Below are 26,493 nucleotides of genomic sequence, written 5' to 3'. Positions count from 1 at the left end.
CTGGCGGCCGGTTAGATCCGCGGCGCGCGCCAAAGGCAGTTTCGTGTTTGCATTTCGACTTCAGCAGGTTCCGGCTTCGGGCGAAGGCCTTCCCGTTCGCGAGCGTGCCATCGCCACCGCCGCCGTGCTGATGAATGTCTGCATGGCCAATCTCGATACGGCCATTGCCAACACCGCGCTGCCGACGATCGCGCGCGATCTGCATGCGACGGACGCGCAGTCGATCTGGATCGTCAGCGCCTATCAGCTGGCGATGATCGGTTCGCTGCTGCCTGCCGCCGCCCTTGGTGAAATCATCGGCCTGCGACGCGTCTCGATGTGCGGGCTTGTCCTGTTTTCCCTGGCCTCGCTGATCTGCGGCCTCGCGCCGTCTTTCGAGTGGCTCATCGTCGGGCGCGTCATCCAGGGCATGAGCGCAGCGGGCATCCTCGGCATTGGCCTGGCGATGATGCGCTTCATCTTTCCCCAGCACTTGCTTGGGCGCGGCATGGGGCTGAACGCCCTGGTCGTGGCCCTGTCCTTCGCCGCCGGCCCGTCCGTCGCATCGGCGATTCTCAGCCTCTCGACCTGGCACTGGCTGTTCCTCATCAACGTGCCGCTGGGTGCGCTGGGCATCGTGATGGGTATCTATGCGCTGCCCGCCACGCCCCGCAACGGCTGGCGTTTCGACGGGCTCGCTGCCCTGCTGTGCGCGCTTTTCCTCACCGTCACCGTCGTCACGCTCAACGCCGCGGCGCAAGGCGCGTCCATTGCAGCCGTCGCGGTCAGTGCTGCGGTTGCGCTCACCGCGCTGCTGATGCTGCTGAAACGACAGTCCGCCAGCCCGGCGCCGATGCTGGCGGTCGACCTCTTGCGGCGGCCGATGTTTGCCTTTTCGGTGCTGACGTCGTTCTTTTCATTCATGGCCCAAGCACTCACCTTCGTGTCGCTGCCATTCATGTTCCAGATGCGGTTCGGCTTTTCTCAGGTCGAGACGGGCTTCCTTCTGACGCCCTGGCCGGCGATGGTCGCGCTGGCAGCACCCTTGGCAGGTCGGCTTTCCGACCGCATTCCGGCCGGCATCCTTGGCGGGATGGGCCTTGCCGTCATGAGCGCGGGGCTCGTGCTCCTCGCCACGTTGCCGCCGCATCCCGATGCGGTCGAAATTGCCTGGCGGATGGCCGTCGGTGGCGCCGGCTTCGGTTTTTTCCAGTCGCCCAATATGCGCGCCATCATGATGGCCGTACCACGCGAGCGCAGCGGCGGTGCAGGGGGCACATCGAGCGTCATCGGAGTGCTCGGCCAATCCATGGGTGCGGCACTCGTTGCTGCCTTGTTCAACATCTTCGGACAGGAGGGCGCGATGTCTGCCCTTTGGTTCGGTGCCGTCTTCGCAGGCGTCGGCGCCGCTGTGAGCCTCATGCGGCTGCGTCTGAAGTCCGCTGCATCCGCCCGACCATCGACAATCCCGGCCGACAGGTCTCTTCTTCATCCAGCCGGCTCCGCTCCGGGGCTCGCCGGCGACAAACCAGGAGGTGCCTGATGATCCGCAGTTTCTTCGTCCTTTGCCTCCTCGTTTTCGCTCCTCTCTCCGCCGCAGGACAATCCATGCAGACCGAACTCCACATTGCTGCCGCCAACGATGACGCTTCCGCAATCAAGGCGCTTCTGGCAAAGGGTGCTGCGATCGACGCCAGGGACCAGAACGGCCAGACGGCGCTGCTGGTCGCGACCATCGCCAACAAGGTCAACGCCGCAACGGCGCTAATCGTGGCTGGTGCCGACGTCAACGCCAAGGACAACATCAACGACAGCCCCTATCTCTACGCTGGCGCGCGCGGCCATCTCGACATCCTCAAATTGACGCTGGCACATGGGGCCGACCTCAAGAGCACCAACCGCTATGGCGGCACCGCACTCATTCCGGCGTCCGAGCGCGGTCATGTCGATACGGTGAAGACGCTGATCGCGGCTGGCATCGATGTCGACCACGTCAACAATCTCGGCTGGACCGCACTGCTCGAGGCGATCATCCTCGGCAATGGCGGGGGGCGGCACACGGAGATCGTCAAGCTGCTCATCGACGCTGGCGCCAATGTGAACCTTGCCGACAAGGATGGGGTGACGCCCTTGCAGCACGCTCGCGCCCATGGCTACCGCGAAATGGTCCAGTTACTGGAAAAGGCTGGCGCGAAATGAGCGACGTCGAAAGGTTCCTCGACGAGGCGGTGGCGCTCGCCTTTGCCAATGTCGAGCAGGGCGGCCGGCCGTTCGGCGCCGTCGTCGTCAAGGGCGGCGAGGTGATCGCGCGCGGCGTCAACAGCATGCAGGCCGACTGCGACCCCACCGCTCATGCCGAGCTTATGGCGCTGCGGGCGGCGGGCAAGGCATTGCAGTCGCCGCGCCTTGATGGCTGCGCCGTCTATGCCAGCGGCCAGCCATGCCCGATGTGTTTGGCCGCCATGCGCATGGCCGGCGTCACGGAGATCGCCTTCGCCTATTCCAACGAGCAGGCAGAGCCCTTCGGCCTGTCCACGGCCGCCATTGCCGAGGAGCTGTCGCAGCCGCTTGACCGGCAGGCCTGGGCCTCGATCAGCCATCGCCCCCGTGAAGGCGAGGAGCAGAGCCATCTCTATCGCGCCTGGCAGGCGCGTATGGCGCAGGCGAGCTAGGCCGGGATGATGCGGCAGCAGGACGTCGAGCCCGGCAGCGGCCGGCAATGGGCAATGTTGGGCCTGGTCGTGCTGATCGGCATCAATCTGCGCCCGTTCCTGGCCGCACCCGGGCCGCTTTTGACCGACATCGTTGCCGACACGGGACTCGGCTATGGCGGGCTTGCGATGCTGACCTTGCTGCCGATGTTCCTGATGGGCGTCGGCGCCTTCGTTTCACCCGGCATACAGGCTGCGGTCGGCACGCGCCGCGGTCTGCTCGCGGCATTGGTGCTGCTGATGCTCGGCTCGCTCCTGCGCCTCGGGGCCACCGGCGGTCTCGCCCTTGTCCTTACTGCGGCCCTGTGCGGGGCAGGCGTGGCGTTCATCCAGGCGGTATTTCCCGGCATCATCAAACAGCGGTTTCCGGCCAGCGTCGCTGTGGTCACCGGCCTCTATTCGGCGATGATCATGGCTGGCGGAGCCTTTGGCGCGCGATTGATGCCGGTGCTGGTCGGTGCGGGCTACAGCTGGCGGGCGGCACTGGCCTGGTTGGCGGTTCCGGTCGCCGTGGCGCTGGCCATTTCCTTTCGCGTCCTTGCCGACAGCAAGGCTGCGCGGCCGGACCGAGCCGTGACGGGGCTTTTGCTCAGGCGTCCGCGAACATGGGCGCTGATGGCCGCCTTCGGGCTCGTCAACGCAGGTTATTCCTCGATGGTGGCCTGGCTTGCGCCCTATTATCAGGCTCAGGACTGGAGCAGTGCGGCCAGCGGCAACCTCGTCGCGGTCATGGCCCTGTGTCAGGCGGTTGCAGCCCTTGGCCTGCCGCTTCTGGCGCGCCGCTGTAACGACCGGCGGCCGTGGCTGCTGCTTGCTTTGGCCATGCAGGCGGCAGGCTTTGCCGGGCTTGCCTTTTTGCCGGCGACGGCACCTGCCTTCTGGGCGGGCATCTGCGGGGCAGGCCTCGGCGGCAGTTTCGCACTCGCCATCGTCACCGCCCTCGACCATCTGCCAAGCCCGGATCAGGCCGGCGCGCTTGCGGCGTTGATGCAGGGCGGCGGTTTCCTGATCGCTGCCTTCGGACCGTTCGCTATGGCGCTGCTCCACGGTTGGACCGGAAGCTTCGCCAGCGGCTGGGTCATGCACCTTGCATGCGTGGCCGCGACAGCATTGCTCTATCGCCGCTTCGATCCGGGGAACTACCCCGCCATCATGGGGTTGGAGGCGCCCAGGGAGGCCAGCGCATTCTGATCTTCGGCTTCAGATGATCGTCTGAAGAGTGCTGCACGAGCCGGGACTGCTGTCCCGGCTCGTGCAATTGGTGTCCTTTAGATGCGAGGTTCTGCGACCTCGTGGACATCGGTCCTTGACACCAGCAGCTTGTCGATCCGGTGTCCGTCCATGTCGACGACCTCGAAGCGCCAGTGTTCATAGACGAAGGCCTCGCCGACGCCGGGCAAGTGGCCGAGTTGGGCGAGCACGAAACCGGCGATGGTGTGGAAGCCGTCGTCGGCGGGCCGCTCTCGCAGCCTGAGACGCTCGAATGCCTCGTGCGCAGGCATTGTGCCCTCGATGAGCAGTGAGCCGTCTTCGCGCTCGACCACATCTGGTTCGTCGCCTTCGATGTCGGCAAGGTCGCCGGTGATCGCCTCCAGAAGGTCGGTCTGGGTGACTATCCCCTCGAGCCGTCCATATTCGTCGACGACCATGGCCAGCCTGACCGGCGCCCGCTTGAACTGCTCCAGCACCTTGAACACCGTCATCGCCTCATGGACCAGAAGCGGCTGGCGGATGATGCCTGTCAGCTCGGGCTGCTGTCCCTCGAGAAGCTGGTCGAGAAGATCCTTCTTGAGGATCATCCCGATCGGTTCGTCGATGGTGCCGCGCCCGACGAGCATCTGCTGGTGTCGGCAGGAGCGGATGGTGCGCAGCATGGCATCGCTGCCATCGTCGATGTCGACCCATTCCACATGCGGGCGCGGCGTCATGATGTCGCCGATCCGTCGCTCGCCGATGTTGAGCACGCGGACGACGAGGTCCTGCTGGGCTTCGTGCAGAATCCCCGCCTCCTGGCTGGCCCGAACCAGGAGCTTCAGCTCTTCCGGCGAATGCAGAGCTCCCTCGCCACCTCCCGGGCGCAGGCCACAGAGCCGAAGCACCAGGTTGCCAAGTCCGTTGAGGGTCACGATTGCCGGATGCAGAACCGTGAGGAACAGCCCCAGTGGCCGGACGATCCGAAGTGCTGTGGCTTCGCTCCTCTGCAGCGCCAGGCTTTTCGGGGCGAGCTCGCCCAACACGATGTGCAGCGTGGTGATGATGATGAACGAGATGACGACCGCAATGATGTGCGAGCCTGCAACGGCAAGCGAAGCAGGCAGGGCCTTCAAAAGAGGTTCGATGAGGTGCGCGAGCGCCGGCTCTCCGACCCAGCCCAGAGCCAGCGAGGAGATCGTGATGCCGAGCTGCGTTGCCGCGAGATTTGCGTCGAGATTGTCCAGGGCCCGCTGCAGGGCTGTCGCGTTGGCCCGTCCTGCAGCGACGAGTTCGGCCACGCGACTTTTTCGGACGGCTACGAGTGAAAATTCAGCCGCGACGAAAAATCCATTCGCGGCCACCAAAACGAGAACTGATATGATTCCAACAATATCGGTCCAGCTACTACTGCCATCGCCGGTAGGCATGGTCTCCTCTCTAAGTCTGTGACGCCACAGGGCGTCGTCTGCAACAAAAAGCGGCGCCCGCAGGTGCCGCCGCGAGTCACCATGCCGCCCCCAGGCAACATGATGAGGTTTCCGATCTAGCCGCAATTGCCACGTCGCGCCACTTGCCAGTGCCGCAGGAGCGACTGAGGCTAGGGTCAGATCAGACCCTCGACTTGGTCAGGCGGGCGACGAATTCGTCGAAGGCCGCAATGTCTTCGGGCTCGGCGTCCTGGCCGCTGAAGGCCAGCAGATAGGCCGGCACATGCGAGACCCTGACGTCGAGTGCTTCGTCGACATCGAGCGTATAGTGACCGATCTGCATGAAATAGAGCACGCGTGCACGGATGAAGGCGTTCTCTTCGTCATAGCCGTAGCGTTGGTACATGGCCGTGATCGCCTCGATGCGGCGCTTGTCGGCCTCGTCGATGACGGCTCGGATCGAGGGATCGCGTCGCGCCCAGATGCGCACGGCAATGTCGAGCTGTGGGTCGAACAGGCGGTCGTCGATCCAGCACTGGAAGACGTTGAGGATGGCGCGGTTGATACTCGGTGCCGGCCTCAATGCATGGTCGACCACGGGATCGGTGTTACTGCGCAGCCAGTTCTGCAGCAGCTGTTCGTGCAAGTCGCCCAGACTCTCGAAGAACCAGTAGAAACTGGAGCGGGAGACGTCCAGCTTCCTGGCCATGACCTGAATCTTCACCTGGTCGATGCCGTCCTCGATCAGCGTCTTGATCGCCAGGTCGAGCCAGTCCTGCTTCGACGTCCGCGACGATCCGTCGATCGAAGCTTCTTCAGCCGGCTTCATGTCCTCCTCCGAAGCGGCTGCCTTCCGTTCTTTTTCTGGCATGGTCCGTCTTCCCCTTTTTGATCCTTATACGGTCAGCGCCGGGTGCTTGGCAGCGGATTTTTCGTCATGTCGGAGACGCCGGACTTTTATGGCATAGAAATGTACATCTATGTCTAGACAGGCGCGACATTGCCTGTAATGTTACCGCCTAACGCAGAGGCAACCTCGCCAAGCTCATGGATTTTCCAGCCGGCGCACCACGTGTGCCGGTGCGCAAGAGGTGCGTCCGGCGTGTGCCGAAGCGGCCCTTGGAGGAGAGCCCATGGAGCGAGATCTCCGTTCGTCGCCCGAATTCACGGCGACCTTGAAATTGTACGAAGCCCTGCTTGCGCCGGGCGGGCACATATTCAACGGCCGTGCGCTGTGCGGGCATGAGAATGTTCCCCATCTCCACTTCATCGGCCAGAGTTTCGAGCGCGGTTTCGAAGATGGTGTGAGCAATCGCCTTTGCCGCGTTGCACGCAGCGGCGGCGCGGTCGAGCGCCTGAACGAACGGGAAACCCGTCAGATAAGGCTGTCTCCCGCAGGCAACGAACTGGCCGTGGCATGTGCCGGCGACGATGCCGCTGCCGACCGGATCGAGATCTGGTCGGACGGCCGCCGCTTGAAGGCGCAAACCGTCGCCGGGCGGATCGAGCAGATCGACTGGGCGGCGGACGGATCGAGGCTTCTGATGGTGGTGGCGGGTACGGCCGCCGACCTCGCCGGAATCCATGGCGGTTTTGCGCAGAAGCAGAAGTCGAGCGCGCCGGCCTGGATCCCGGAAGTCCGCTCCGACGAAGGCGGCGAACTGTGGCGCACGATCTGGACCTGGGATGGCGAGGGCACACCGCGCCAGCTGACGGCGGCGCCCTTGAACGTGTGGGAAGCCAGCTGGTGCGGCAACGGTTCGATTGCGGCGATATCAAGCGACCATCACAGCGAGGGCAGCTGGTATCGGGCGGTTCTTTCCCTCGTCGATGCAACCTCTGGCGCTGCGACGACGATGTACAGGCCGGCCGACCAGATCGGCTGTGTCAAGGCCGCGCCCGATGGCGGCAAGGTCGCATTTGTCAAAGCCTTCTGCAGCGACCGCGGCATCGTCTATGGCCAGCTCTGCCTGCTCGACCCACGCAGTGGGGCGCTCGAGGTGCTGGAAAGCTTGGGCGCTGACGTCACCTCGATCGAGTGGCGTTCGCCCGCCGTCATCCATTTTGCGGGCCTCCGTGGCCACGAAGTGCTTGCCGGTGACTATGATCTCCGGCGCCCGGTGGCGACCGAAAGCTGGGCTTCGAAAGATTTCTCCCATGTCGAATGGGTCCCGACCTCATATCCGACAGGCGAAACCGGTTCCCTGTTTCTGGGGGAAGCCTATTCGCGGGCGCCGTTCCTGGCAGAAGCGTCCGCCGGCGGTGTGCGCGAGGTGGCAACGCTGGCTGCGCCTGGCGCAGCGCAGGCAATGTCGTCTTGCGGCACCGTCGAGCCATTCAGCTGGACAGCGCCCGATGGCCTGGAGATGCAGGGCTGGGTGGTCCGCCCCCGCAATGTCAACGGGCCGACACCGCTACTTGTGGACGTTCACGGCGGACCGATTTCCGCCCATGGCAATCACTGGATGGGGCGGACGCGTGCTGCGCCGATGCTGGTGAAGCAGGGGTGGACGATTTTCTTTCCCAACCCTCGCGGCAGCACCGGCAGGGGCGACGCCTTCGCCCGTGCGGTCAAGGGCGACATGGGCGGTGCCGATGTGCTCGACATCATCAGCGGCGTCGATGCCCTGGTTGCCAAAGGTTGGGCGGATGACGCGAAGGTCGCCGTTGCGGGATCGAGCTATGGCGGCTTCATGTCGGCCTGGTTGCCGTCGCAGAGCGAGCGCTTCGCCGCGGCGATCCCCATGTCGCCGGTCGGCAATTGGTACAGCCAGCACCGCACGACGCAGATCCCCGAATTTGATGAGATCATGCTCGACGCCTCGCCCTGGGCGGAGGCTGGCGCCTATTTCGAGCGCAGCCCGGCCTTCTTCAAGCACAGGAAGAAGGTGCCGACGCTGGTGATGGCCGGCGGCATCGATCGCAGCACGCCGCCCGGCCAGGCGGAGGAGTGCTACTTCGCGGCCGTCAGGTCCGGCTCGCCTGCCGAGCTCGTCATCTATCCCAATGCCGGGCACAGCATGCGCAGCTACCCCGAATATCTCGACAGTGCTGCCCGCATCCTGTGCTGGCTCGACAAATACGTGCATCCGGCCGCCTGAGCAGTCGGCAAGAGGGGAGAACATCATGACCACGAATGCAAAGCGCGAACGGATTGTCGTCGTCGGTGGCGGCATCATCGGCTGCTGCACGGCCTATCATTTGCTGAAGGCAGGCGCTGACGTTACCGTCGTCGAGGCTGGCGAGCTTGCCAAGGCGACCAGCGGCGCAGGCGCTGGCTTCGTGTCGCACTGGTCCGCCGGCATGATCCCGCTCGGCGAGGAGGGGTTCAGGCTTCAGCAATACGGGCTCGATTTCTACAAGGCGTTGAGCGAGCTCGGCCAGGAAATCGGCTACCGTCCGAACGGCACGCTCATCATGGCGCTGACGGAAGAGGGGCGCGAAGATTTCTTGCGCCCCGTGTTGGACTCGCCTTATGCGCCGGCCGAGATGCAGGATCTCAACGCCGCCGAGATCGGTGAGAAGATGCAAGGTCTGATCGATCCGTCGAAGGTCCACTCGGGCGCGTACAACCCTCTCGGCATCCAGTTCGATACGACGCTGGGCCTGCGCGCGCTGTCAGGAGAAATCGCCAGGCTGGGCGGCACCTTCCGGGACCACACGAAGGTCACCGCCATCGAAGATAGCGGCAACGGCGTGACGGTCGAGACCGACAGGGGCACTTTGCAGGCCGATGGTGTGGTGATCGCAGCCGGTGCATGGAACAACGAGCTGCTTGAGAAGCTTGGCTGGAGACTGCCGTTGCTGCGCGTGCTTGCGACCCGCATCGTCACCGACAATCGAGGCCTGCCTTCCACCATCCCGACCGTCCAGTGCCGCGAACTGGGCCTCTGGCTGCGCGAAACCTTTGGCGCCATCATGTGGGGGACGGGCGGCCACTACCATCCGTATCACAAGCTCAGCGACGCATGGATTGAGCCCGGACAGCCGCACAAGGCTGACCTGATGCAGGCAATGGCCGATGGCGATCTGGCGCGCCTGCAAGAAGTGTTCCCGCCGCTGCGTGGATCGAAGATCGCGAGCTGGGCGCAGGGCGTGCCCTGCTACACGCCAGACCGCGGCCTGCTGGTCGGCCGCGTGCCCGGCACGACCAATGTCGTGGCGGTGGGCGGCGACAACGAAAGCGGCGTCAGCCATGGTCCGGGCCTCGGCCGCCTGTCGGCAGAACTGATCCTCGACCAGAAGCCCTTCGTCGACCCTACGCGCTTTCGTCTCGACCGCTTCGAGCGTGGTTCTTTCCCGACCGAAGCGGAAGTCGAGGCTGCCATGCCCAAATGGTCGCGCAAGCAAAGAGGGCATTTCGCGGATGCGCAGCGTGCGTGACGTGCAACGCAGCCGCCCGGTTGCCTTGAACATGTCCGCCTGCGGTGAAGAGCTGGGAGCGCGGCACGGATGAGCGCACCGGGCAACGACCAGATCGAGGCTTACGCGGGGCGCTCTGGCAACCCGCTCGCAAGGCTGATCCTGCGCCGCATCCTGCTTGGCTTCGGGCTGCTGCTGGCGGCCTCGATGCTGGTCTATGGCGGGGTCGAGATGCTGCCGGGCGATTTCGCAGCGACCTATCTCGGACGCGACGCGACACCGGAATCTGTCGAGCATCTGCGCAAGGAACTGGGCCTCGATCGCCCGATGATCCAGCGCTACGGCGAATGGCTGGGAGGCATCGTCCAGGGCGATTTCGGAACCTCGTGGTCCAACCGCAACTCGGTTGCCGACCAACTCTGGAAGCGCCTGGGCAATTCGATGCTGCTTGCCGCTACCTCGGCGGCAATTGCGGTTCCATTGGCGCTCGGCCTTGGCATGATCGCGGTGCGCTACCGCAACCGCTTTCCTGACCGGGCCATCAGCATCCTGTCGCTTGCCGCGGTTTCGTTGCCCGAGTTTTTCATCGGCTACCTGCTCATCCAGTTCTTCACCGTTCAGCTCGGCGTCGCCGCGTTTCCGGCAACTGTCTATGACGGGATGAGCCTTGGCGAGCGGCTCTCGGCGATTGCCCTGCCTGTGCTCACGCTCGTCATTGCGGTGCTGGCCCACATGATGCGCATGACGCGCTCGGCGATCCTCAACGTCATGTCGTCACCCTATGTAGAGACCGCCGAACTCAAGGGGCTTTCGGCGCTGCGTATCATTGCCGAACATGCCGCGCCCAATGCCGTGGCGCCGATCGTCACGGTGATTGCACTGAATCTTGCGGCGCTCGTGGTCGGTGTCGTCGTCATCGAAGTGGTGTTCGTCTACCCGGGCATCGGCCAGTACATGGTGGATGCCGTGACCGTTCGCGACATGCCCGTGGTCCAGGCCTGCGGACTGATATTCGCAGCCATCTATATCGTGCTGAACCTGTTGGCCGACATCGTTTCGATCCTGGCGAACCCACGCTTGAGGCATCCGCGATGAGATTGAGGTCGATGCCAACAAGCGCACGCGTGGGGGCGGCGGGGATCCTGGTCGTTGTGGCGTGCGCACTCTTTGCGCCGCTGATCGCACCCTACGATCAAAGTGCCATCGTTGGTGAAGTCTGGGCCCCGATGGGCGGAGATTTCCTGCTTGGTACCGACAGCCTCGGTCGCGATCTGCTGTCACGCCTGATCTATGGTGCGCGCGCCACGCTCTTCGTCGCCCTGGCAGCAACCACGCTGTCATTCGCCATTGGCATGCTGCTCAGTTTCACCGCTGTCGTCAGCGGCGGGGTGGTCGATCAGCTTCTGTCGCGGTTCAACGACCTGATGATGTCCGTTCCCGGGCTGATCCTGGCACTTGTCGTGCTTGCGGTCCTACCGCAAGGCACACTGATCCTCATCCTGGTCATGGCTGCGATCGACTCGACGCGCGTCTATCGTATCGGCCGGGCGGTCGCGCTCGACGTCAGCGTCATGGATTTTGTCGAAGCCGCTTGGCTGCGCGGCGAAGGCAAGCTGTGGATTATCTTCCGCGAAATCCTGCCCAACACCCTGGCGCCCCTGCTCGGAGAATTCGGGCTGCGTTTTGCCTATTCCATCCTGTTTCTGTCGACGCTGTCCTTCCTTGGCCTCGGCATCCAGCCGCCGGCCGCCGATTGGGGCGGCATGGTCAAGGACAACAAGGACGGCATCATTTTCGGCGTTTCGGCCTCGCTCATCCCGGGTGCTGCGATCGCCGGCCTGGTCATCTCGGTCAATCTGGTCGTCGACTGGATGATCAATACCACGGCGAGCCTCAAGGGAGAGCGTGGAGATGGCTGAGATGCTCTCGGTCCGCAATCTACGCATCGAGGTGCGCGCGCACCAGGCTGATGGATCTACCAGCAACCTTGTGCTGGTAGATGGCGTCTCCTTCGATGTCGCAAAGGGCAAGGTGCTCGGCCTGATCGGCGAGTCAGGTGCAGGCAAGTCGACCATCGGCCTGTCGACTATGGCCTATGGGCGCGGTGGCGTGCGCATCTCGGGCGGGCAGGTCGTGCTAGACGGTGTCGACGTGACGGCCCTGTCGCCGGGTGGCGTGCGCACCATACGCGGCGCACGCGTGGCCTATGTTGCGCAATCGGCCGCCGCAGCCTTCAACCCCGCCCACAAGCTGGGGCGGCAGGTCGTCGAGGCAACCGTTCGTCATGGCCTCATGACACCGGCGGAAGCGAAGAAGCGCGCCCAGTATCTGTTCACGGTGCTCGGCCTTCCCGAACCGGAGCGCTTTGGCGAGCGCTACCCCCATCAGGTCTCGGGCGGTCAGCTGCAGCGCGCCATGACCGCCATGGCGCTTTGTGCCAAACCCGAACTCATCGTCTTCGACGAGCCGACGACAGCACTCGACGTCACCACGCAGATCGAGGTCCTGGCCGCCATCAAGCATGCGATCACAGAGACCGGAACTGCCGCGCTCTACATCACGCACGACCTGGCGGTCGTCGCCCAGGTTGCCGACGACATCATGGTGCTCAGGCACGGTAAGACGGTGGAATATGGCTCGAGCCGGCAGATCATCGAGACGCCGCGCGAGGACTACACCAAGGCGCTGGTGAGCATCCGCCAGGCAGTGCGCGAACCTGTCCGCCAGGCTGAGGAAGAGCTGCTGAAAATCGAAGGACTGACAGCAGGCTATTCGAACATGAATGTCCTGCACGACGTGTCGCTGTCGTTGCCGAAAGGCCAGACATTGGCGGTGGTCGGTGAGTCAGGATCGGGAAAATCGACCCTGGCGCGCGTTGTCACCGGGCTGCTGCCGCCGCAGCGGGGCACCGTCGCTTTCAAAGGCGAGAGGCTGCCCGCCGCCCGTAAGGGGCGTACGCTCGAGCAGCTTCGCCGCATCCAGATGATCTACCAAATGGCCGATACCGCGATGAACCCGCGCCAGAAAGTCGGCGATATCATCGGGCGGCCGCTCACCCTCTATTTCGGTCTCAGGGGCGCTGCGCGAACCAGGCGGGTCACAGAACTGCTTGGCCAGATCGAGATGGGTCCGCAATTCCTCGACCGTTATCCGGCCGAGCTCTCGGGCGGGCAGAAACAGCGCGTCGCGATCGCCCGCGCGCTGGCCGCCGAACCGGAATTGATGCTGTGCGACGAGCCGACTTCGGCGCTCGATCCGCTGGTGGCTGAGGGCATATTGAAGCTGCTGATGCGACTGCAGGAGGAGACTTCAGTGTCCTACCTGTTCATCACCCACGACATCGCAATTGTGCGGGCGATCGCCGATCGCGTCGCGGTCATGCACCGCGGCCGCATCGTTCGTCAGGGCGTCAAGGCTTCCGTCTTTGCACCACCCTATGACGACTACACCGAGAAGCTTTTGAGTTCGGTGCCCGAAATGGAAATCGGCTGGCTGGAACGCGTCCTTGCCGGACGCGCTCTGGTTCCGGCTGGATGACGGATCTTTAAGACAAGAGGGGAATGGAAATGAAGAAATCTAACTTGATCGGCTTGGACCTTGCGGCCAACAGGCGTGACTTCCTGAAGGGCACGATTGGCGCCGGCCTTCTGCTCGGCGGGCTCGCCGGCGTGGCCCATGCCCAGGCGGCGGCAACGCCGAAGAAGGGCGGCACCCTCAAGCTGGGCATCGACGGTGCTGCCACGACCGATACGCTTGACCCTGCAAAGGTGATTGGCGCCTTCGCCTTCCTGGTCGCGCGCACGATCGGCGATACGCTGGTCGCCAGCGATCCTGCCACCGGCAAGGCCCTCCCTGGCATCGCCTCCAGCTGGGAATCCAGCAACCAGTCCAAGGACTGGGTGTTCAAGATCCGCAATGACATCACCTTCCACAACGGCAAGAAGCTGACCGCAGAGGATTGCGCCCAGACGATCCGCCGTCACATGAAGGAAGAGTCGGGCTCCGGCGCGCGGGGCATGATTGCCTCCATCGAAACCGTCGAGGCCAAGGGCGAGGAGCTCCACGTCAGGCTCTCGGAGAGCAACGTCGACCTGCCGCTGGTCTTCACCATCCACCTGCTGATGATTCAGCCGAATGGCGGCATGGACAATCCTGCCGAAGGTATCGGCACCGGCGCCTACAAGCTCGTCAGCTTCGAGCCGGGTGTGCGCGCCGTGTTCGAGAAGAACGTGAATGACTGGCAGGACCGCGGCTACGTCGACAGCGTCGAGATGATCGCCATGAACGACGCCACCGCGCGCATCGCTGCGATATCGGCGGGACGCGTTCACTTCATCAATGCTGTCAGCCCAAAGACGGTGACGCTTCTCAAGCGCGCTCAGAACGTCGCGATCCTCAACGCACCGAGCCGGGGCCATTACACGCTGCCGATGCTTGTCGACACCGCACCCTTCGACAACAACGACCTGCGTCTGGCGTTGAAATATGCCATCGACCGTGAGGCCATGCTGCAGACGACGCTGGGTGGCTTCGGCACGGTCGGCAACGACTTCCCGATCAACGCCACCTATCCTTACTTCCCATCCGATATCGAACAGCGGGCATATGATCCGGACAAGGCCGCCTTCCATTTCAAGAAGTCCGGCCATGACGGACCGGTGGTGCTGCGAACGTCCGACGGCACTTTCCCCGGCGCCGTGGATGCGGCGATCCTCTACCAGGAGAATGCCAAGAAGGCCGGCATCCAGATCGAGGTCAAGCGCGAACCGGCTGACGGCTATTGGAACAACATCTGGCGCAAGGCCCCGTTCTGCATGTCCTATTATGGCAGCCGCCTGACCCAGGACCTGATGTATGCCACCGAGCACCTGTCGGGTTCGCCAGCCAACGAGACCAACTTCAATCGGCCGGACTTCGACAAGCTCATCAAGGAAGCGCGTGTGGTCGAAGACGAGGCAAAGCGCGCGGAACTGTACCGTGCCGCCGCACTGATGGTGCGCGACGAAGGCGGCTCGATTATCCCGGTGTTCAACAACAACATCAACGCCGCGACATCGGCCCTCAAGGGCTATGTCGACGACGTCGGCAACGACATGTCGAACGGCTATGTCGCCTCGCGCGTCTGGCTCGAGGCGTAGGCACGCCCCAGTCCAACGGTGGCCGGCGCTGCATGCCGGCCACCTCATCGGGCTGACCGTTGGCTCGGCCCGGAGGCAGTGCCCCTGTGCATGCCCAGTCTTAGCTCACGTCGATGCATTGCCTGATGACTCTTGTTCCAGCCGCGCGGCGTCGTGGTATGTTGGGACGTTACCTGATTTCAGCTGATTTCCAGGGCGACGATGCCAGAACAGGGAGTAGCAGGTCATGGCAAGTTCAGTTTCGATACATCCGGCCATCGATGGCGGCGTAAAGGCCGGCAGCCCGGGTTTCTCCGGGGGGACGCTGGTCTGCGCCTGCGTCGACCGGCCGGTGAGGGTGGCGATCAAGGGGCAGGTTGCCCACAACCATGCCTGCGGCTGCACCAAATGCTGGAAGCCCGAAGGCGCCAAGTTTTCGATCGTTGCGGTGACCGGACATGAGAATGTGACGGTGCTGGAAAATGGCGACAAGCTCGCCGTGGTCGATCCGTCGGCATTGATCCAGCGCCATGCCTGCAAGACATGCGGCGTTCACATGTATGGCCCGGTCGAGCGCGACCATGCCTTCAAGGGCCTCGACTTCATTCATCCGGAACGCTTCGAAGAGACGGGCTGGGCCGAGCCCGGCTTTGCCGCTTTCGTCTCCTCCATCATCGAGTCTGGTGTCGCCCCCTCGGAGATGGACGGCGTGCGCGCCCGGCTGCGGGAACTCGGGCTCGAACCCTACGACTGCCTGTCGCCTGCGCTGATGGACTACATCGCCACCTGGGTGGCGAAAAAATCCGGGGTGCTGAAGGCATAAGCACGTCGACCGGCGGTGCGTTGGGGGAGCACAACACTTTCCAGCGCATCGCAATCTGCTGGTCGAGAAAACCAAGATGTCCCGCGGCATCGCTAGGCCCTGGCGGGACTGCTTTGTCGCATCCCGGCTTTTTCGCCGCGCTTCGCATCCGTCTGCACTTTGTCTGGGTTTCCGGCTTTGCCTTTGCCCATTTGCAGCCGTTGTCCGCAGCGACTCGCGATGTGCGCAGAGGCATGCCAGAAATGCCCGCGTCGACGGCGGCGATTTCGGTGAGAAGGATTTTCTTTCTTTCCGTGGGTGGCGCGATAATAATCCTCGGCAATGAGGGTCATTCACTGCATTATTTGCGCCTTGGAGAGTTTTGGGGCGACTGCACGGCATACCGGCTGAACGTTCCGGCCTCTATCGGGGCTGCGGGAGCGATCCGCTGCAGCAGGTTGAAGGGGAGGCGATCGGTAGACCGTTCGTTCCTCCATTGCGTAACAAGAATTAGATCTGGAGCAATTTGAATGATTGGTGCCGCCGTCCTGTTGGACAAATATTCGAAGCCGGGTCGGCGCAGGTTCAGTGCTCTCGCGGCCACGGTCGCATTCGTCGGCGCCCTGTCGGTTGGCTCTTCCTTGCAGGCTGCCGAAAACTTCGACGCCGATGCCGCCATCGCGATCGGCTCGCTCTACGAGCCGCAGAACCTCGACAACACCGCCGGCGCCGGCCAGGGCATCAACGAAGCCTTCAATAGCAATGTCTATGAGGCGCTGTTCAGGCTGACTGATGCGGGCAGCGTCGAAAACGCTCTGGCAAGCGACTACAAGATTAGCGAAGACGGCCTCACCTACACCTTTACCCTGCAGCCGAAGGTCACCTTCCATTCCGGTGATCCGCTGACCGCCAAGGACGTGAAGTTCAGCATCGAGCGCGTGGTCGGACCCGACTCCAAGAGCTCGCGCAAGAAGAGCCTGTCGACGATCAGCTCGATCGAGACGCCCGACGACAGCACTGTCGTCGTCAAGCTTGCATCGCGCTCGATCTCGCTGCCCTACAATCTGAGCTACGTCTGGATCGTCAACGACGCGGCCAAGAACCTGACCGCGAGCGAAGACGGCACCGGCCCCTACAAGCTTCAGGACTGGCGCCGCGGCTCGACGCTCTCGCTGAAGCGTTTCGACGGTTACTGGGGTGAGAAGCCGACGAATGGCGAGGTGGTGTTCAACTACTTCACCGATGCGACCGCGCTCAACAACGCGCTGCTGACAGGTGCGGTGGACATCATCACCGGTGTGCAGAGCCCGGATTCGCTTGCCCAGTTCAAGGGCAATCCCGAGTTCCAGGTCAGCGAAGGCAAGTCCACCACCAAGGAGCTTCTGGCCTTCAACGACCGTGTCGAACCCTTCAGCAACGTCAAGGTGCGCAAAGCGATCGCCCGCGCCATCGACAAGAAGAAGCTGCTGGATTCGATTTGGGGTGGCTACGGCTCGCTGATCGGCTCGTTCGTGCCGCCGACCGACCCCTGGTATGTCGATCTCACCGGCGTCGATCCCTATGATCCTGCCAGCGCAAAGGCGCTGCTGGCCGAGGCGGGCCACGCCGATGGCTTTACCTTCACGCTCGACACGCCGAACTACGACCCGCATCCGATCGTCGCCCAGTTTCTCAAAAGCGAGCTGGCCAAGGTCGGCATCACCGTCAACATCAACGTGATCACCGCCAACGAGTGGTACACCAAGGTCTACAAGGCGCATGATTTCCAGGCGACGCTGCAGGAGCACGTCAACCATCGCGACATCGTGTTCTACGGCAATCCCGATTTCTACTGGGGCTACAACAACCCCAAGGTCGTGGACCTGATCGCCTCGGCCGAGACCAGCACGACTGTCGACGAGCAGACCGCCAAGCTGACCGACGCCAACAAGCTCATCGCCGAGGATGCGGCCAGCAGCTGGCTGTATCTCTATCCGCAAATCGTGATATCGAAGGCCAATGTCAGCGGCTATCCGGTCAACGGATTGAATTCGCAGTTCTTTGCCTACGGCATCAAGAAAAACGCGAACTGAGCCGTCAGGCTGATCCGTTCGCCTTGATCGCAAGGTCGCGGCCATAAATCGATGAGCATCGTGCGGGAGCCATTCCGCACGATGTTTCCGTAGGGGACGAAAGGAACCCGGTAATTTTTTCCTACATCCTTCGGCGGCTCGCCATTCTGGTCCTGTCGCTCTTCATCGCATCCCTGGTACTCTTCGTCCTGCTCAGACTGCTGCCGGGCGACCCGGCCAACGCCCTGCTGTCGGTGGGCGCGGACGCCAGGCAGATCGAGGCTGCGCGTGAGCAGGTCGGATCGAACCTGCCACTTTGGGAACAGTTCCTCCGCTTTCTCGGCAATCTCGTGCGCTTCGACCTCGGCAACTCTTTCGTCAGCGGCGCATCCGTTGCCGGCGAGATCGCCGCGCGCCTGACTGTCACGCTGCCGCTGACGCTGCTCGCCTTCACTCTGGCCGTGGTCATTGCCGTGCCGCTTGGCATCGTGTCGGCGGTCAAGGCGGACCGCTGGTATGGCGCGCTGATCTCGACCGTTTCGCAGCTCGGCATTGCCATCCCGGTGTTCTGGGTCGGTATCCTCCTGGTCACGGCCTTCGCCATCAACATTCGTATCCTCCCGTCGGGCGGCTTTCCCTCGCGCGGCTGGCACGCGCCGGCCGAAGCCCTGCGTGCGCTCGCCTTACCGGTGCTGACGATTGCGATCGTCATGTCTGCCTCGCTGCTGCGTTATGTCCGCTCGGCCACGCAGGATGTGCTGGGCAGCGACTATCTGCGCACCGCGCGCTCCATGGGCGCCAGCTTCACCGAGGCAATTGTCCGGCATGGCATCCGCAATGGCGTGGTGCCGATCATTTCCATTCTCGGTATCGAGCTGGCGTCGACCTTGCTCGGCGCCGTCGTTGTTGAACGCGTCTTCACGCTGCCCGGCCTGGGCTCAATGCTGCTGCTGGGCATCGAACAGCGCGATTACCCCAACGTGCAAGGTGTGCTCTTCGTGTCCACGCTGCTGGTGCTTCTGGTGGGCTTCACCGCGGACCTCGTCCAGCGGCTGATCGACCCCCGGCTGCGCGATAAGGCAGGAGCACGCTCATGAGCGCGGTCGACGAACTGATCGAGCCGGAGCCCGGCCCGCGCAAGTCGCTGTGGTCGCTGACCCTTGTGGTTGGCCTGATCCTGGTCGGCATCCACGTCGTGGTTGCGCTGCTGACATTGTTCTGGACGCCCTACGATCCGACAAGCACCTCGGGTGGGCGGCTCGAGCCTTTGTCCTTGCTCCATTGGGCCGGCACCGACCGGCTTGGCCGGGACCTGTTCACCCAGATCATGATCGGTTCGCGCATCGCGCTGACCGTCGGCGCCGGCGCCGTTGCCATCGGTGCCGCCATCGGTGTCACCATTGGCCTTCTGGCGGCCTTTGCCACGCGCTTCCTTGACGACGCGCTGGCCGCGACACTGGACATCCTGATCGCATTTCCGACCCTGCTGCTCGCCATGCTGGTGGTGGCTGCCAGCGACAGCCCGGGCCTGTGGTCGGCCATTGTTGCGCTCGGCATCGCCATGTCGGCAATCGTGGCGCGCCTGACGCGCATCCTTGCCAAGCGGGTGCTCCAGAACGACTACATCATCGCGTCGCGGACCTCGGGCACTTCCTGGCCCGGCGTCATGGTCAGGCACGTCCTGCCCAACATCTGGCCGACGCTCACCGTCAATTTCGCGCTGCAGTTCGGCCTTGCGGTCATTGCCGAGTCTTCGCTGTCCTATCTCGGCCTCGGCGCGCCGCCGCCCAATGCCTCATGGGGCCGCCTGCTTCAGGAAGCCCAGGGCACGGTCTACTCGGCTCCCATCGGCGCGATTGCGCCTGGTATCGCGCTGGTCACGCTGGTGATCGGCATAAACCTCCTGGCTGACGGCCTGCGCGACATCGGCGATCCCACCAGGAGGATCACGCGATGACCTCGCTTCTCTCCGTAGAGGGCCTGATGCTGAAGACCGGCGACAAGACGCTGGTCTCGGATCTTTCATTTTCGATCGCGCCGGGCGAACGCATGGGGCTGATCGGTGAGTCCGGTTCTGGCAAGTCGCTCACCGCCATGGCGGTGACGGGGCTTTTGCCGAAGACGATCGTGCCGAGCGGCTCGATCGAACTCGACGGCCGGCAGATCGTCGGCACGCCCGACCGCGCGCTCAACCAGCTTCGCGGCTCTTCCGTCGCAGTGGTTTTCCAGGAACCGCTGACTGCACTCGACCCGCTGATGAAGCTCGGCCGGCAGGTGGCTGGGCCGGTGGCACGTCGCCTGGCGCGCGAAGGCAAAGGCGCTTCGCGCCACGACGTCGAGCGCGAGGTGCTGACGCTTCTCGACCATGTCGCGCTGCCGCAGCCGGAGCGGGTTGCCAATTCTTATCCGCACGAGATTTCGGGCGGCCAACGCCAGCGCGTCGCGATCGCCATGGCGCTGGCATGCCGGCCAAAGCTGCTGATCGCCGACGAGCCGACCACGGCCCTCGACGTGACCACCCAGGCCGAAATTCTCAAATTGCTGGACACCCTGGTTCGCGAGCACGGCATGGCGCTTCTGTTCATCAGCCACGATCTGCCGGTCGTGGCCACCGTGGTCGACCGCGTGACGGTGCTGCGCAATGGCCGCGCGGTCGAGGAGGGGCCTGTCGACAAGGTCTTCGGGGATCCCGAACACGACTACACAAGGACGCTTGTGGCTGCTGCCCGTTCCTTCGACAAAGCGCTTGAGGGAACGGCATGACCATGCTCGACGTGCGTGATGTCAGCTTCGGCTACGACCGCCAGCGCAAGGTGCTGCATGGCGTCTCCTTTGTGGTCAAAAAGGGCGTCAGCGTCGGCCTCGTCGGCGAATCCGGCTCGGGCAAGACGACGCTCCTGCGCCTTCTTCTCGGGCTCGCCCGGCCGACCGGCGGCACCATCAACTTCGGCGACGCTGTCGTCGATCCGTCCAGCCGGACGTTCATGCGCGGATATCGTCGCTCGGTTCAGGCGGTGTTCCAGGACCCCTATTCTTCGCTCGATCCCAGGCAGAAGGTGCGCGACATCATCTCCGAGCCACTGCAGTCGCTTGCCATTCCCGGCTCGCACAGCGAGGCGGTGGCGGCATCGCTTGAGGCTGTCGGCCTGCCAGCCGATGCCGTCAATCGCTACCCGCACGAGTTCTCCGGCGGTCAGCGCCAGCGTATCGCCATTGCCCGCGCCATCGTATCGCGGCCGCAGCTGGTGCTCGCCGACGAGGCGGTGAGCGCGCTCGACCTGTCGACGCGCATCCGCATCGTCGACCTGTTCAAGCGCCTGTCGGAAAGCATGACGCTGGTGTTCGTGTCGCATGATCTCGGCGTGGTCGCTTCGCTCTGCGAGGAGATCATCATCCTGGAGCGCGGCCAGATCGTCGAAAGCGGCAACACGCGCGCCATCCTTGACGCCCCGCAGCATCCCTATACGCAAAAGCTCTTGCAGAGCGTTCCGCGCATGCCCAGCTAGGGCAGGCGTGGCAACTTCAGACCAAAGGCACAAGCAGCATGACGACCGACTACATCAGCCACATCGAGGACTGGCGCGCCAAGCGACTGGCCGATCTCAAGGCTGGCAATGGCTGGCTCAACATCATTGGCCGCTGGTGGCTTGAACCGGGTTCGGTGACGGTCGGCACCGCCGAGGACAACGATGTCGTGCTGTCGGCCGGACCGGCCCATGTCGGCACCATCACCCAGGAACAGGACGGCGGCGTCACCTTCGCGCCAGCCGACGGCACTGCCCCCATTCGTCTGAAGCTCGACAAGAAGAACCCGCCGCGCTTCAGCGTAGGCCAGCTGCTGCTCGAGGTGACAACGCTCAACGGCGAGAATGCCCTGCGCATCCGCGATACGGCCTCGACCGCGCCCGACGAATTTGCCGGCATCAGTTCGTTCCCCATCGATCCGAGTTGGCGCATCATTGCCGACTGGATCCCGCTGGCGACGCCGGTCGAGATGACTGTTGATACCGTACTCGGCATCCCGACCGAGGTCACCATCACTCACAAGGCGGCATTCACCCGCGACGGCGTGCGCTACGAGTTGCTGCCGACCCACGGCACATCGGAGGTGCCGCAATTCGTGCTCAAGGACCTGACCTCGCGCGATAAGACCTACCCCGCCTCGCGTTTCCTCTTGGGTGAAAGCATCACGGTCGACACCATCGTTCTGGACTTCAACAAGGCGTTCAACCCGCCCTGCGCCTTCACCGAGCACGCCGTCTGCCCGCTGCCGCCGGCAGAAAACGTCCTGCCGATCCGCATCGAAGCGGGCGAGCTCCGGGCCCACGGCTAAGATCGTCCACTCCGAGGGTGCCGCGGCGCGATCCGGACAACCTCGCCAAGTGCTTCCCATCCGGAGCAGAACGCACAGTTCGGTGCCCTCGGAGGAAGCACACTCCTGGCGCACCGCTATTGCCAGCGGCCGCCGATCCCGCGCATGTCGCTCGGGGTCATCCCGTAGGTCGTGGCGAAGGCGCGGTAGAAGGTGGCGAGGCTGTCGAAGCCGCAGGCGAATGCCACCTGCGTTATCGACAGGCTCGGGATCTCGACCAGCAGCCGGCGTGCGTCGCGGACGCGCATTGCGGCAAGTGTACGCGAGAAGGTGAGTCCTGCCTCTTCGAGCACGACATAGAACTGCCGCCTGGAGATGCCGAGTTCCATGGCTACGCGTGCCGGGTTGAGTCCCGGCAGGCGCTTGTCGCGCTCCATGATCTCGAGTGCGGCGTGCCGCACACCGGTCCGCAGGGCAGCGCGAACCTCGGGCATGCCGAGCGGTAGCCGGCCCCTCGCAGCCAGGGCAAGACGGGCGATGCTGGCGACGTCGCGCAACGGATCCGAGCCGGTGCGCTCGGGAGCCATCAGCGCATCGAACAGCGCTCGGAACGGTCTGAGGAACCAAGTGCCGCCGATGGGCTTGGCTGCAAACAGATCGTCGGCGCGCCGTCCCAACAGGATCTCGCCCTCGATCGGAATCTTCAGCATGCGGTACAGGAAGCCGCGCTCTCCATCCGGTTGTCCGCTGTAGGGCAGGTCGGAATGGCTGACCACCATGTCGCCGTCGTGGATGGTGTCGACCCTGCCGCGGCCGGTGTCGAGCAGGCCGCCGCCTGTCACCTGGTGGGCAATGCACAGGCTGTTGCCCGATATCCTGGCGATGTCGGTGTCGGTGCGCTTGATCCGGTAGGACGAGGCGCGCATTTCCGAGGCGACGGCGCCGCCCACGGCATGGGCCCGGAACGAGCCGTGGAAAGACAGCCGCTTCTCGGCCGCAAGTTCGATGGTCACGCCGAACAGGCTCTTGCCGCGCACTTCGCGCCACTGATCGAACCGCCGTTCGGGGGCTATGTCGTCGGTGGTGAAACTGATCATGTTGCGGGCCTTGGGCAGAGGCGGGCGGCAGGGATATCGGCTGGTTCGCGGAACCCTACAACAAGAACAGGCTCCAATGACAGCCGTCGCATCTGGCATTTGCTGGGTATGTCGCGCGCGGCTGCCGTCGTAGCCAGTTTCGTTGGCCGCATTTGTTGGAAACCGCGGAATACTGCGCTTTCTTCAGCAGGTGACGACCGATCCGTATCCCCTTGATTGCGTCGATTTCGCAGCAGCGGCCGCCTCGTTCTGCACGCAATGAGAAGACGACGCCTCCCGCCTTTCGTAGAGCCGTCGCGGGAATTGGGCGTTCCCGCCCGCCGCCCTCCTGTTGCCTCAGCCGGGCAGTGGCTGGCGCTGCGGGCGGGCAGCGGGATCCCCTGTGGATGACGGGTCGGGCGGCATCGGACAGTGCCGTCCGGTTCGGACAAGGAGGCGGTTGTGCATTTCAGCTGGACAAGGAACGGTTCTGTGGCAGCCCTGTTGCGCGGAGGTCGTATATGGGCCTGAGCGTCGAGGCGATATCGGGTAACAGGCTGATCCTGCCGATGGTCAAGCACCAGTCATCGGTGATGCTGCAGATGTTCAACCTCAATCCCAGGCTGTCGTCGGTCTTCGCCACGCAACAGCGCTGGCTCTTGGCGCATGCTGCGGTTGCCCTTTGCTTTCGTGAAAGTCCCGAGGATATGCCGTCCATGGTCGTGGCGCGCTTCCTGCAAGAAGTGGCTTTCCACGAGATCGCGAGCCGCAACACTGCCGACGCCTTCGTCAAGGAGATGCTGCGTTACGGCTATGCCATCGCCATGGAGGACCCGCGGGATCGGCGGTCGCGTCCCGTTGCAGTGGCCAAGGAAGGGCTCATGCTGTTGCGCGGCTGGGCGATGGCGCACCTCGTCACGCTTGACGGTCTCGACGGACGCAACCGCCTCGCTGCCTTCCACGCCGACGAAACCGCCTTCGCGCGGCTGCAGACGGAGATTGCCCACGGCCTGCTGACGAGTGCCGCCATCCGCGAGCCGCAGGACACGTTCTCGTTGTTCACCTGGCTCAACAATGGCGGCGTCATCATGGACTGGCTCATCACCAGTCTCGGCGAGGTGGCCCCGGACGGCCGCTCCTACCTGACCTCGATCATGTCGATCACCGAGATCGCGGAGCGGATCAACCTGTCCCGCACGCACTTCGCCCGCAAGCTGCGCGAGGCGGAAGTCATGGGCAGCCTTGGTTGGAGCGGTAAGCGCGGCGAATCTGCCATGTGGTTGTCCTCGGGCTTCGTCGCCGAGATGATCGGTGCCCAGGCACTCAAACTATCCATCATCGACGCCGCCTGTGAACGGTCGTTCCTGTACTGAGGGACCAGTCCGACCGTCGAGATGCTCGGGGATCGCAGAGCGCACTGGTACGGCTAGAAAACCGGCGCGGCGTGCCGGCTGCCGAAAGCTCTTGTCAGATGTGCTCGGCGATCACCTGGAGGAAAGCCGGGCCGTAACGGTCGAGCTTGGCTTCGCCGACACCGGGTACGTTCGCCATTTCCGCGCGCGACGCCGGCCGGGCCGCCGCCAGCTCGATCAGGGTCTTGTCGTGGAAAATCACATAGGGCGGCACGTTCTGCAGGCGCGCTATTTCGGTGCGTTTCCGCCGCAGTGCCTGGAACAGGTCCTGGTCCGCATCGGTGACGGCAGACTGCGCCGCACTGCGCGCCACCTTGCCGCGCCTGGCGCGCGTCGGTGCCGGCACGCGCAGCATCAACTCGGGTTTGTCGCGCAGGAAGTCGCGGCCGGCGGGCGCGATCGACAGGCCACCATGGCCGGCGAGGTCGACGTCGACCAGGCGCAGCGCAATCATCTGGCGCAGGATCGCCCGCCAGGTTCTGTTGTCGTGCTCGGTACCGATGCCAAAGGTGGAGATGCGGTCATGGCCGAACTGGGCGATGCGCTCGTTGTCCACCCCCAGCAGCACGTCGACGATGTAGGCTTGCCCGAAACGCTCGCCGGTGCGGTAGATGCACGACAATGCCTTTTGCGCGGCAATAGCGCCGTCGAACAATTTTGGCGGCTCGGCGCAGGTGTCGCAATTGCCACACGGTTCGCACTCGTCGCCGAAATAAGACAGCAGAACCTGTCGGCGGCAGCTTGCTGTCTCGGCCAGTCCAAGGAGTGCATCGAGCTTTTGCCGCTCCATGCGCTTGCGCTGGTCGGGCGCCTCGGACTCCTCGATGAAACGGCTGCGCAGCGCGATGTCGTCGTAGCCGTAAAGCATCAGCGTATCGGACGGCAGGCCGTCGCGGCCGGCACGCCCGGTCTCCTGATAATAGGCCTCGATGCTGCCAGGCAGGTCGATATGGGCGACGAAGCGCACGTCCGGCTTGTCGATGCCCATGCCGAAGGCGACGGTGGCGACCATGATCACCGCCTCGCCATGCTGGAAGCGCATCTGGTTGGCCTCGCGCGCCGCCTTGTCCATGCCGGCATGGTAGGCGAGCGCGTCGTAGCCCAGCCCCTGCAGCCAGGCAGCGGTTTCCTCGGTCCGGCGTTTGGACAGGCAGTAGACGATGCCGCTCTCGCCCTCGTAACGCTTCAGGAACTCCTTGAGCTGGGCGCGCGGATTGTCCTTTTCCTCGATGGCGTAGCGGATGTTGGGTCGGTCAAAGCCGGCTATGAAGGCATCCGCCTCGTCTATCTCGAGATGCGACAGGATTTCCGCACGCGTCGGCTCGTCGGCGGTGGCCGTCAGTGCCATGCGCGGCGTGCCGGCGAAGCGACCCACCAGTGCGTCGAGCTGGCGATAGGACGGCCGAAAATCGTGCCCCCATTGCGACAGACAATGCGCCTCGTCGATGGCGATCAGCGACAGCTTCACGCCATCCAGCAGCTCCAGCACATCGGGTCGCAGCAATGTTTCGGGAGAGACATAGAGCAGATCGAGTGCCCCGGCACGGATGTCGCGCCACAGCGCGCGGCGGTCGTCGGGCGAAAGATCGGAATTCAGCCCGGCCGCCCGCACGCCTGCCTGCCTGAGCGCCGCCACCTGATCGGCCATGAGTGCCAAGAGCGGCGAAACGATAAGCCCCATGCCGGGACGGACGATCGCGGGAATCTGGTAGCACAACGACTTGCCGCCGCCTGTCGGCATCAAAACGAAGGCATTGTTGCCTGAGATCACATGCTCGACGATCCGCGCCTGCGGCCCTCTGAAGGCATCATAGCCATAAACGGTCTTGAGGATTTCGAGGGCGGTGGCGGTCATCGGCAGCAGAACGGAGAATCACGGAAACGTCCTTCATAGCAGCTTCGCCACGTCCGCGATCATCGATGCGTCTTTCTGTTCGCCTGTCATGCAGCCGAACGGGAATTTCGCACCTCGCATTGCCCGACTGCCGCTTCAGTTGCCGGACGGACGAAGCCCAGACGCGATATCGGAACTATCGGTGTTGTTGCCGCG

At 63.9% G+C, this 26,493-nt stretch carries 22 protein-coding genes; 18 read left to right on the top strand and 4 right to left on the bottom strand.

Annotated elements, in window-relative coordinates; translation table 11 throughout:
• The first annotated feature begins 43 nt into the window (after positions 1 to 43).
• The 4 genes from NDO48_RS25045 (at position 44) to NDO48_RS25030 (ending at position 3,881) form a co-directional block, all read left to right on the top strand.
• A complete protein-coding gene (locus NDO48_RS25045; RefSeq protein ID WP_018425986.1) occupies positions 44 to 1,522 on the top strand; it encodes an MFS transporter in 1,479 nt (492 codons plus the stop codon).
• Positions 1,523 to 1,587: 65 nt separating this feature from the next.
• Entirely contained in the window at positions 1,588 to 2,178 is a 591-nt protein-coding gene (locus tag NDO48_RS25040; RefSeq protein WP_018425987.1) for an ankyrin repeat domain-containing protein, read from the top strand.
• Entirely contained in the window at positions 2,175 to 2,651 is a 477-nt protein-coding gene (locus NDO48_RS25035; RefSeq protein ID WP_018425988.1) for a nucleoside deaminase, read from the top strand. The genes NDO48_RS25040 and NDO48_RS25035 overlap by 4 nt, the downstream gene beginning before the upstream one ends.
• Before the next feature lie 6 nt (positions 2,652 to 2,657).
• A complete protein-coding gene (locus tag NDO48_RS25030) occupies positions 2,658 to 3,881 on the top strand; it encodes a cyanate transporter (RefSeq protein WP_018425989.1) in 1,224 nt (407 codons plus the stop codon).
• A 77-nt stretch (positions 3,882 to 3,958) separates the two neighbouring features.
• On the opposite strand, the gene NDO48_RS25025 is transcribed toward NDO48_RS25030, so the two are convergent.
• Together NDO48_RS25025 and NDO48_RS25020 are read right to left on the bottom strand one after the other, a co-directional pair.
• On the bottom strand, positions 3,959 to 5,311 hold the full coding sequence (locus tag NDO48_RS25025) for a hemolysin family protein (protein WP_051091883.1): 1,353 nt from the start codon (positions 5,309 to 5,311) through the stop codon (positions 3,959 to 3,961).
• A 181-nt stretch (positions 5,312 to 5,492) separates the two neighbouring features.
• Complete coding sequence (locus tag NDO48_RS25020) at positions 5,493 to 6,182, bottom strand: TetR/AcrR family transcriptional regulator (RefSeq protein WP_018425991.1); 690 nt, start codon at positions 6,180 to 6,182, stop codon at positions 5,493 to 5,495.
• A 262-nt stretch (positions 6,183 to 6,444) separates the two neighbouring features.
• Between NDO48_RS25020 and NDO48_RS25015 the strand changes: the two genes are divergently transcribed.
• The 13 genes from NDO48_RS25015 to NDO48_RS24955 all read left to right on the top strand — a co-directional run bounded on the left by NDO48_RS25015 (position 6,445) and on the right by NDO48_RS24955 (position 21,976).
• Positions 6,445 to 8,412: an alpha/beta hydrolase family protein gene (locus NDO48_RS25015; RefSeq protein ID WP_026226794.1), complete on the top strand. Its 1,968-nt coding sequence runs from the start codon at positions 6,445 to 6,447 to the stop codon at positions 8,410 to 8,412.
• Positions 8,413 to 8,437: 25 nt separating this feature from the next.
• The gene (locus tag NDO48_RS25010; RefSeq protein WP_018425993.1) at positions 8,438 to 9,694 is read left to right on the top strand and encodes an NAD(P)/FAD-dependent oxidoreductase; all 1,257 of its coding nucleotides are present in this window, start codon (positions 8,438 to 8,440) and stop codon (positions 9,692 to 9,694) included.
• Between the two features lie 69 nt (positions 9,695 to 9,763).
• A complete protein-coding gene (locus NDO48_RS25005) occupies positions 9,764 to 10,768 on the top strand; it encodes an ABC transporter permease (protein ID WP_018425994.1) in 1,005 nt (334 codons plus the stop codon).
• Positions 10,765 to 11,592 carry an ABC transporter permease gene (locus tag NDO48_RS25000; protein ID WP_026226795.1) on the top strand — a complete coding sequence of 276 codons (828 nt, stop codon included), beginning with the start codon at positions 10,765 to 10,767 and terminating at the stop codon, positions 11,590 to 11,592. The genes NDO48_RS25005 and NDO48_RS25000 overlap by 4 nt, the downstream gene beginning before the upstream one ends.
• On the top strand, positions 11,585 to 13,210 hold the full coding sequence (locus NDO48_RS24995; RefSeq protein ID WP_018425996.1) for an ABC transporter ATP-binding protein: 1,626 nt from the start codon (positions 11,585 to 11,587) through the stop codon (positions 13,208 to 13,210). Before NDO48_RS25000 ends, NDO48_RS24995 begins: the two co-directional genes overlap by 8 nt.
• A 29-nt stretch (positions 13,211 to 13,239) precedes the next feature.
• Positions 13,240 to 14,811 (top strand): ABC transporter substrate-binding protein, encoded by a 1,572-nt coding sequence (locus NDO48_RS24990; RefSeq protein ID WP_245262108.1) that lies wholly within the window; start codon positions 13,240 to 13,242, stop codon positions 14,809 to 14,811.
• A 226-nt stretch (positions 14,812 to 15,037) separates the two neighbouring features.
• Positions 15,038 to 15,613 (top strand): S-(hydroxymethyl)glutathione synthase, encoded by a 576-nt coding sequence (gfa, locus tag NDO48_RS24985; protein WP_018425998.1) that lies wholly within the window; start codon positions 15,038 to 15,040, stop codon positions 15,611 to 15,613.
• A 509-nt stretch (positions 15,614 to 16,122) separates the two neighbouring features.
• Positions 16,123 to 17,664, top strand: a complete 1,542-nt coding sequence (locus tag NDO48_RS24980) for an ABC transporter substrate-binding protein (RefSeq protein WP_018425999.1) — start codon at positions 16,123 to 16,125, stop codon at positions 17,662 to 17,664.
• A 125-nt stretch (positions 17,665 to 17,789) separates the two neighbouring features.
• Positions 17,790 to 18,740 carry an ABC transporter permease gene (locus NDO48_RS24975; protein ID WP_051091885.1) on the top strand — a complete coding sequence of 317 codons (951 nt, stop codon included), beginning with the start codon at positions 17,790 to 17,792 and terminating at the stop codon, positions 18,738 to 18,740.
• A complete protein-coding gene (locus NDO48_RS24970) occupies positions 18,737 to 19,600 on the top strand; it encodes an ABC transporter permease (RefSeq protein WP_018426001.1) in 864 nt (287 codons plus the stop codon). Before NDO48_RS24975 ends, NDO48_RS24970 begins: the two co-directional genes overlap by 4 nt.
• A complete protein-coding gene (locus tag NDO48_RS24965; RefSeq protein WP_018426002.1) occupies positions 19,597 to 20,406 on the top strand; it encodes an ATP-binding cassette domain-containing protein in 810 nt (269 codons plus the stop codon). Before NDO48_RS24970 ends, NDO48_RS24965 begins: the two co-directional genes overlap by 4 nt.
• Positions 20,403 to 21,149 carry an ATP-binding cassette domain-containing protein gene (locus NDO48_RS24960; RefSeq protein WP_018426003.1) on the top strand — a complete coding sequence of 249 codons (747 nt, stop codon included), beginning with the start codon at positions 20,403 to 20,405 and terminating at the stop codon, positions 21,147 to 21,149. The genes NDO48_RS24965 and NDO48_RS24960 overlap by 4 nt, the downstream gene beginning before the upstream one ends.
• 38 nt (positions 21,150 to 21,187) lie before the next feature.
• Entirely contained in the window at positions 21,188 to 21,976 is a 789-nt protein-coding gene (locus NDO48_RS24955) for a DUF1684 domain-containing protein (RefSeq protein WP_018426004.1), read from the top strand.
• A 116-nt stretch (positions 21,977 to 22,092) separates the two neighbouring features.
• Here the strand turns inward: NDO48_RS24955 and NDO48_RS24950 are convergent, their stop codons facing one another.
• Entirely contained in the window at positions 22,093 to 23,052 is a 960-nt protein-coding gene (locus NDO48_RS24950) for an AraC family transcriptional regulator (protein WP_267322595.1), read from the bottom strand.
• 500 nt (positions 23,053 to 23,552) lie between these two features.
• Here NDO48_RS24950 and NDO48_RS24945 point away from each other — a divergent pair, with 500 nt between their 5' ends.
• Positions 23,553 to 24,404, top strand: a complete 852-nt coding sequence (locus NDO48_RS24945; RefSeq protein WP_018426006.1) for a hypothetical protein — start codon at positions 23,553 to 23,555, stop codon at positions 24,402 to 24,404.
• Positions 24,405 to 24,498: 94 nt separating this feature from the next.
• Here NDO48_RS24945 and recQ read toward each other — a convergent pair whose 3' ends face one another.
• Positions 24,499 to 26,298: a DNA helicase RecQ gene (gene recQ / locus NDO48_RS24940; protein WP_018426007.1), complete on the bottom strand. Its 1,800-nt coding sequence runs from the start codon at positions 26,296 to 26,298 to the stop codon at positions 24,499 to 24,501.
• Between the last annotated feature and the right edge of the window lie 195 nt (positions 26,299 to 26,493).

The organism is Aminobacter sp. MET-1, from assembly GCF_026521175.1.
GTDB lineage: Bacteria > Pseudomonadota > Alphaproteobacteria > Rhizobiales > Rhizobiaceae > Aminobacter.
Note: the sequence above shows the minus strand (reverse complement) of the source record. Positions and strands in the feature narration are given on the sequence as shown.

Excerpts from the sequence above, each read along its gene's own strand:
- NDO48_RS25040 (WP_018425987.1), top strand. The coding sequence starts at position 1,588 with ATGCAGACCGAACTCCACATTGCTGCCGCCAACGATGACGCTTCCGCA.
- NDO48_RS25035 (WP_018425988.1), top strand. The coding sequence starts at position 2,175 with ATGAGCGACGTCGAAAGGTTCCTCGACGAGGCGGTGGCGCTCGCCTTT.
- NDO48_RS25030 (WP_018425989.1), top strand. The coding sequence starts at position 2,658 with ATGATGCGGCAGCAGGACGTCGAGCCCGGCAGCGGCCGGCAATGGGCA.
- NDO48_RS25025 (WP_051091883.1), bottom strand. The coding sequence starts at position 5,311 with ATGCCTACCGGCGATGGCAGTAGTAGCTGGACCGATATTGTTGGAATC.
- NDO48_RS25020 (WP_018425991.1), bottom strand. The coding sequence starts at position 6,182 with ATGCCAGAAAAAGAACGGAAGGCAGCCGCTTCGGAGGAGGACATGAAG.
- NDO48_RS25015 (WP_026226794.1), top strand. The coding sequence starts at position 6,445 with ATGGAGCGAGATCTCCGTTCGTCGCCCGAATTCACGGCGACCTTGAAA.
- NDO48_RS25010 (WP_018425993.1), top strand. The coding sequence starts at position 8,438 with ATGACCACGAATGCAAAGCGCGAACGGATTGTCGTCGTCGGTGGCGGC.
- NDO48_RS25005 (WP_018425994.1), top strand. The coding sequence starts at position 9,764 with ATGAGCGCACCGGGCAACGACCAGATCGAGGCTTACGCGGGGCGCTCT.
- NDO48_RS25000 (WP_026226795.1), top strand. The coding sequence starts at position 10,765 with ATGAGATTGAGGTCGATGCCAACAAGCGCACGCGTGGGGGCGGCGGGG.
- NDO48_RS24995 (WP_018425996.1), top strand. The coding sequence starts at position 11,585 with ATGGCTGAGATGCTCTCGGTCCGCAATCTACGCATCGAGGTGCGCGCG.
- NDO48_RS24990 (WP_245262108.1), top strand. The coding sequence starts at position 13,240 with ATGAAGAAATCTAACTTGATCGGCTTGGACCTTGCGGCCAACAGGCGT.
- gfa (WP_018425998.1), top strand. The coding sequence starts at position 15,038 with ATGGCAAGTTCAGTTTCGATACATCCGGCCATCGATGGCGGCGTAAAG.
- NDO48_RS24980 (WP_018425999.1), top strand. The coding sequence starts at position 16,123 with ATGATTGGTGCCGCCGTCCTGTTGGACAAATATTCGAAGCCGGGTCGG.
- NDO48_RS24970 (WP_018426001.1), top strand. The coding sequence starts at position 18,737 with ATGAGCGCGGTCGACGAACTGATCGAGCCGGAGCCCGGCCCGCGCAAG.
- NDO48_RS24965 (WP_018426002.1), top strand. The coding sequence starts at position 19,597 with ATGACCTCGCTTCTCTCCGTAGAGGGCCTGATGCTGAAGACCGGCGAC.
- NDO48_RS24960 (WP_018426003.1), top strand. The coding sequence starts at position 20,403 with ATGACCATGCTCGACGTGCGTGATGTCAGCTTCGGCTACGACCGCCAG.
- NDO48_RS24955 (WP_018426004.1), top strand. The coding sequence starts at position 21,188 with ATGACGACCGACTACATCAGCCACATCGAGGACTGGCGCGCCAAGCGA.
- NDO48_RS24950 (WP_267322595.1), bottom strand. The coding sequence starts at position 23,052 with ATGATCAGTTTCACCACCGACGACATAGCCCCCGAACGGCGGTTCGAT.
- NDO48_RS24945 (WP_018426006.1), top strand. The coding sequence starts at position 23,553 with ATGGGCCTGAGCGTCGAGGCGATATCGGGTAACAGGCTGATCCTGCCG.
- recQ (WP_018426007.1), bottom strand. The coding sequence starts at position 26,298 with ATGACCGCCACCGCCCTCGAAATCCTCAAGACCGTTTATGGCTATGAT.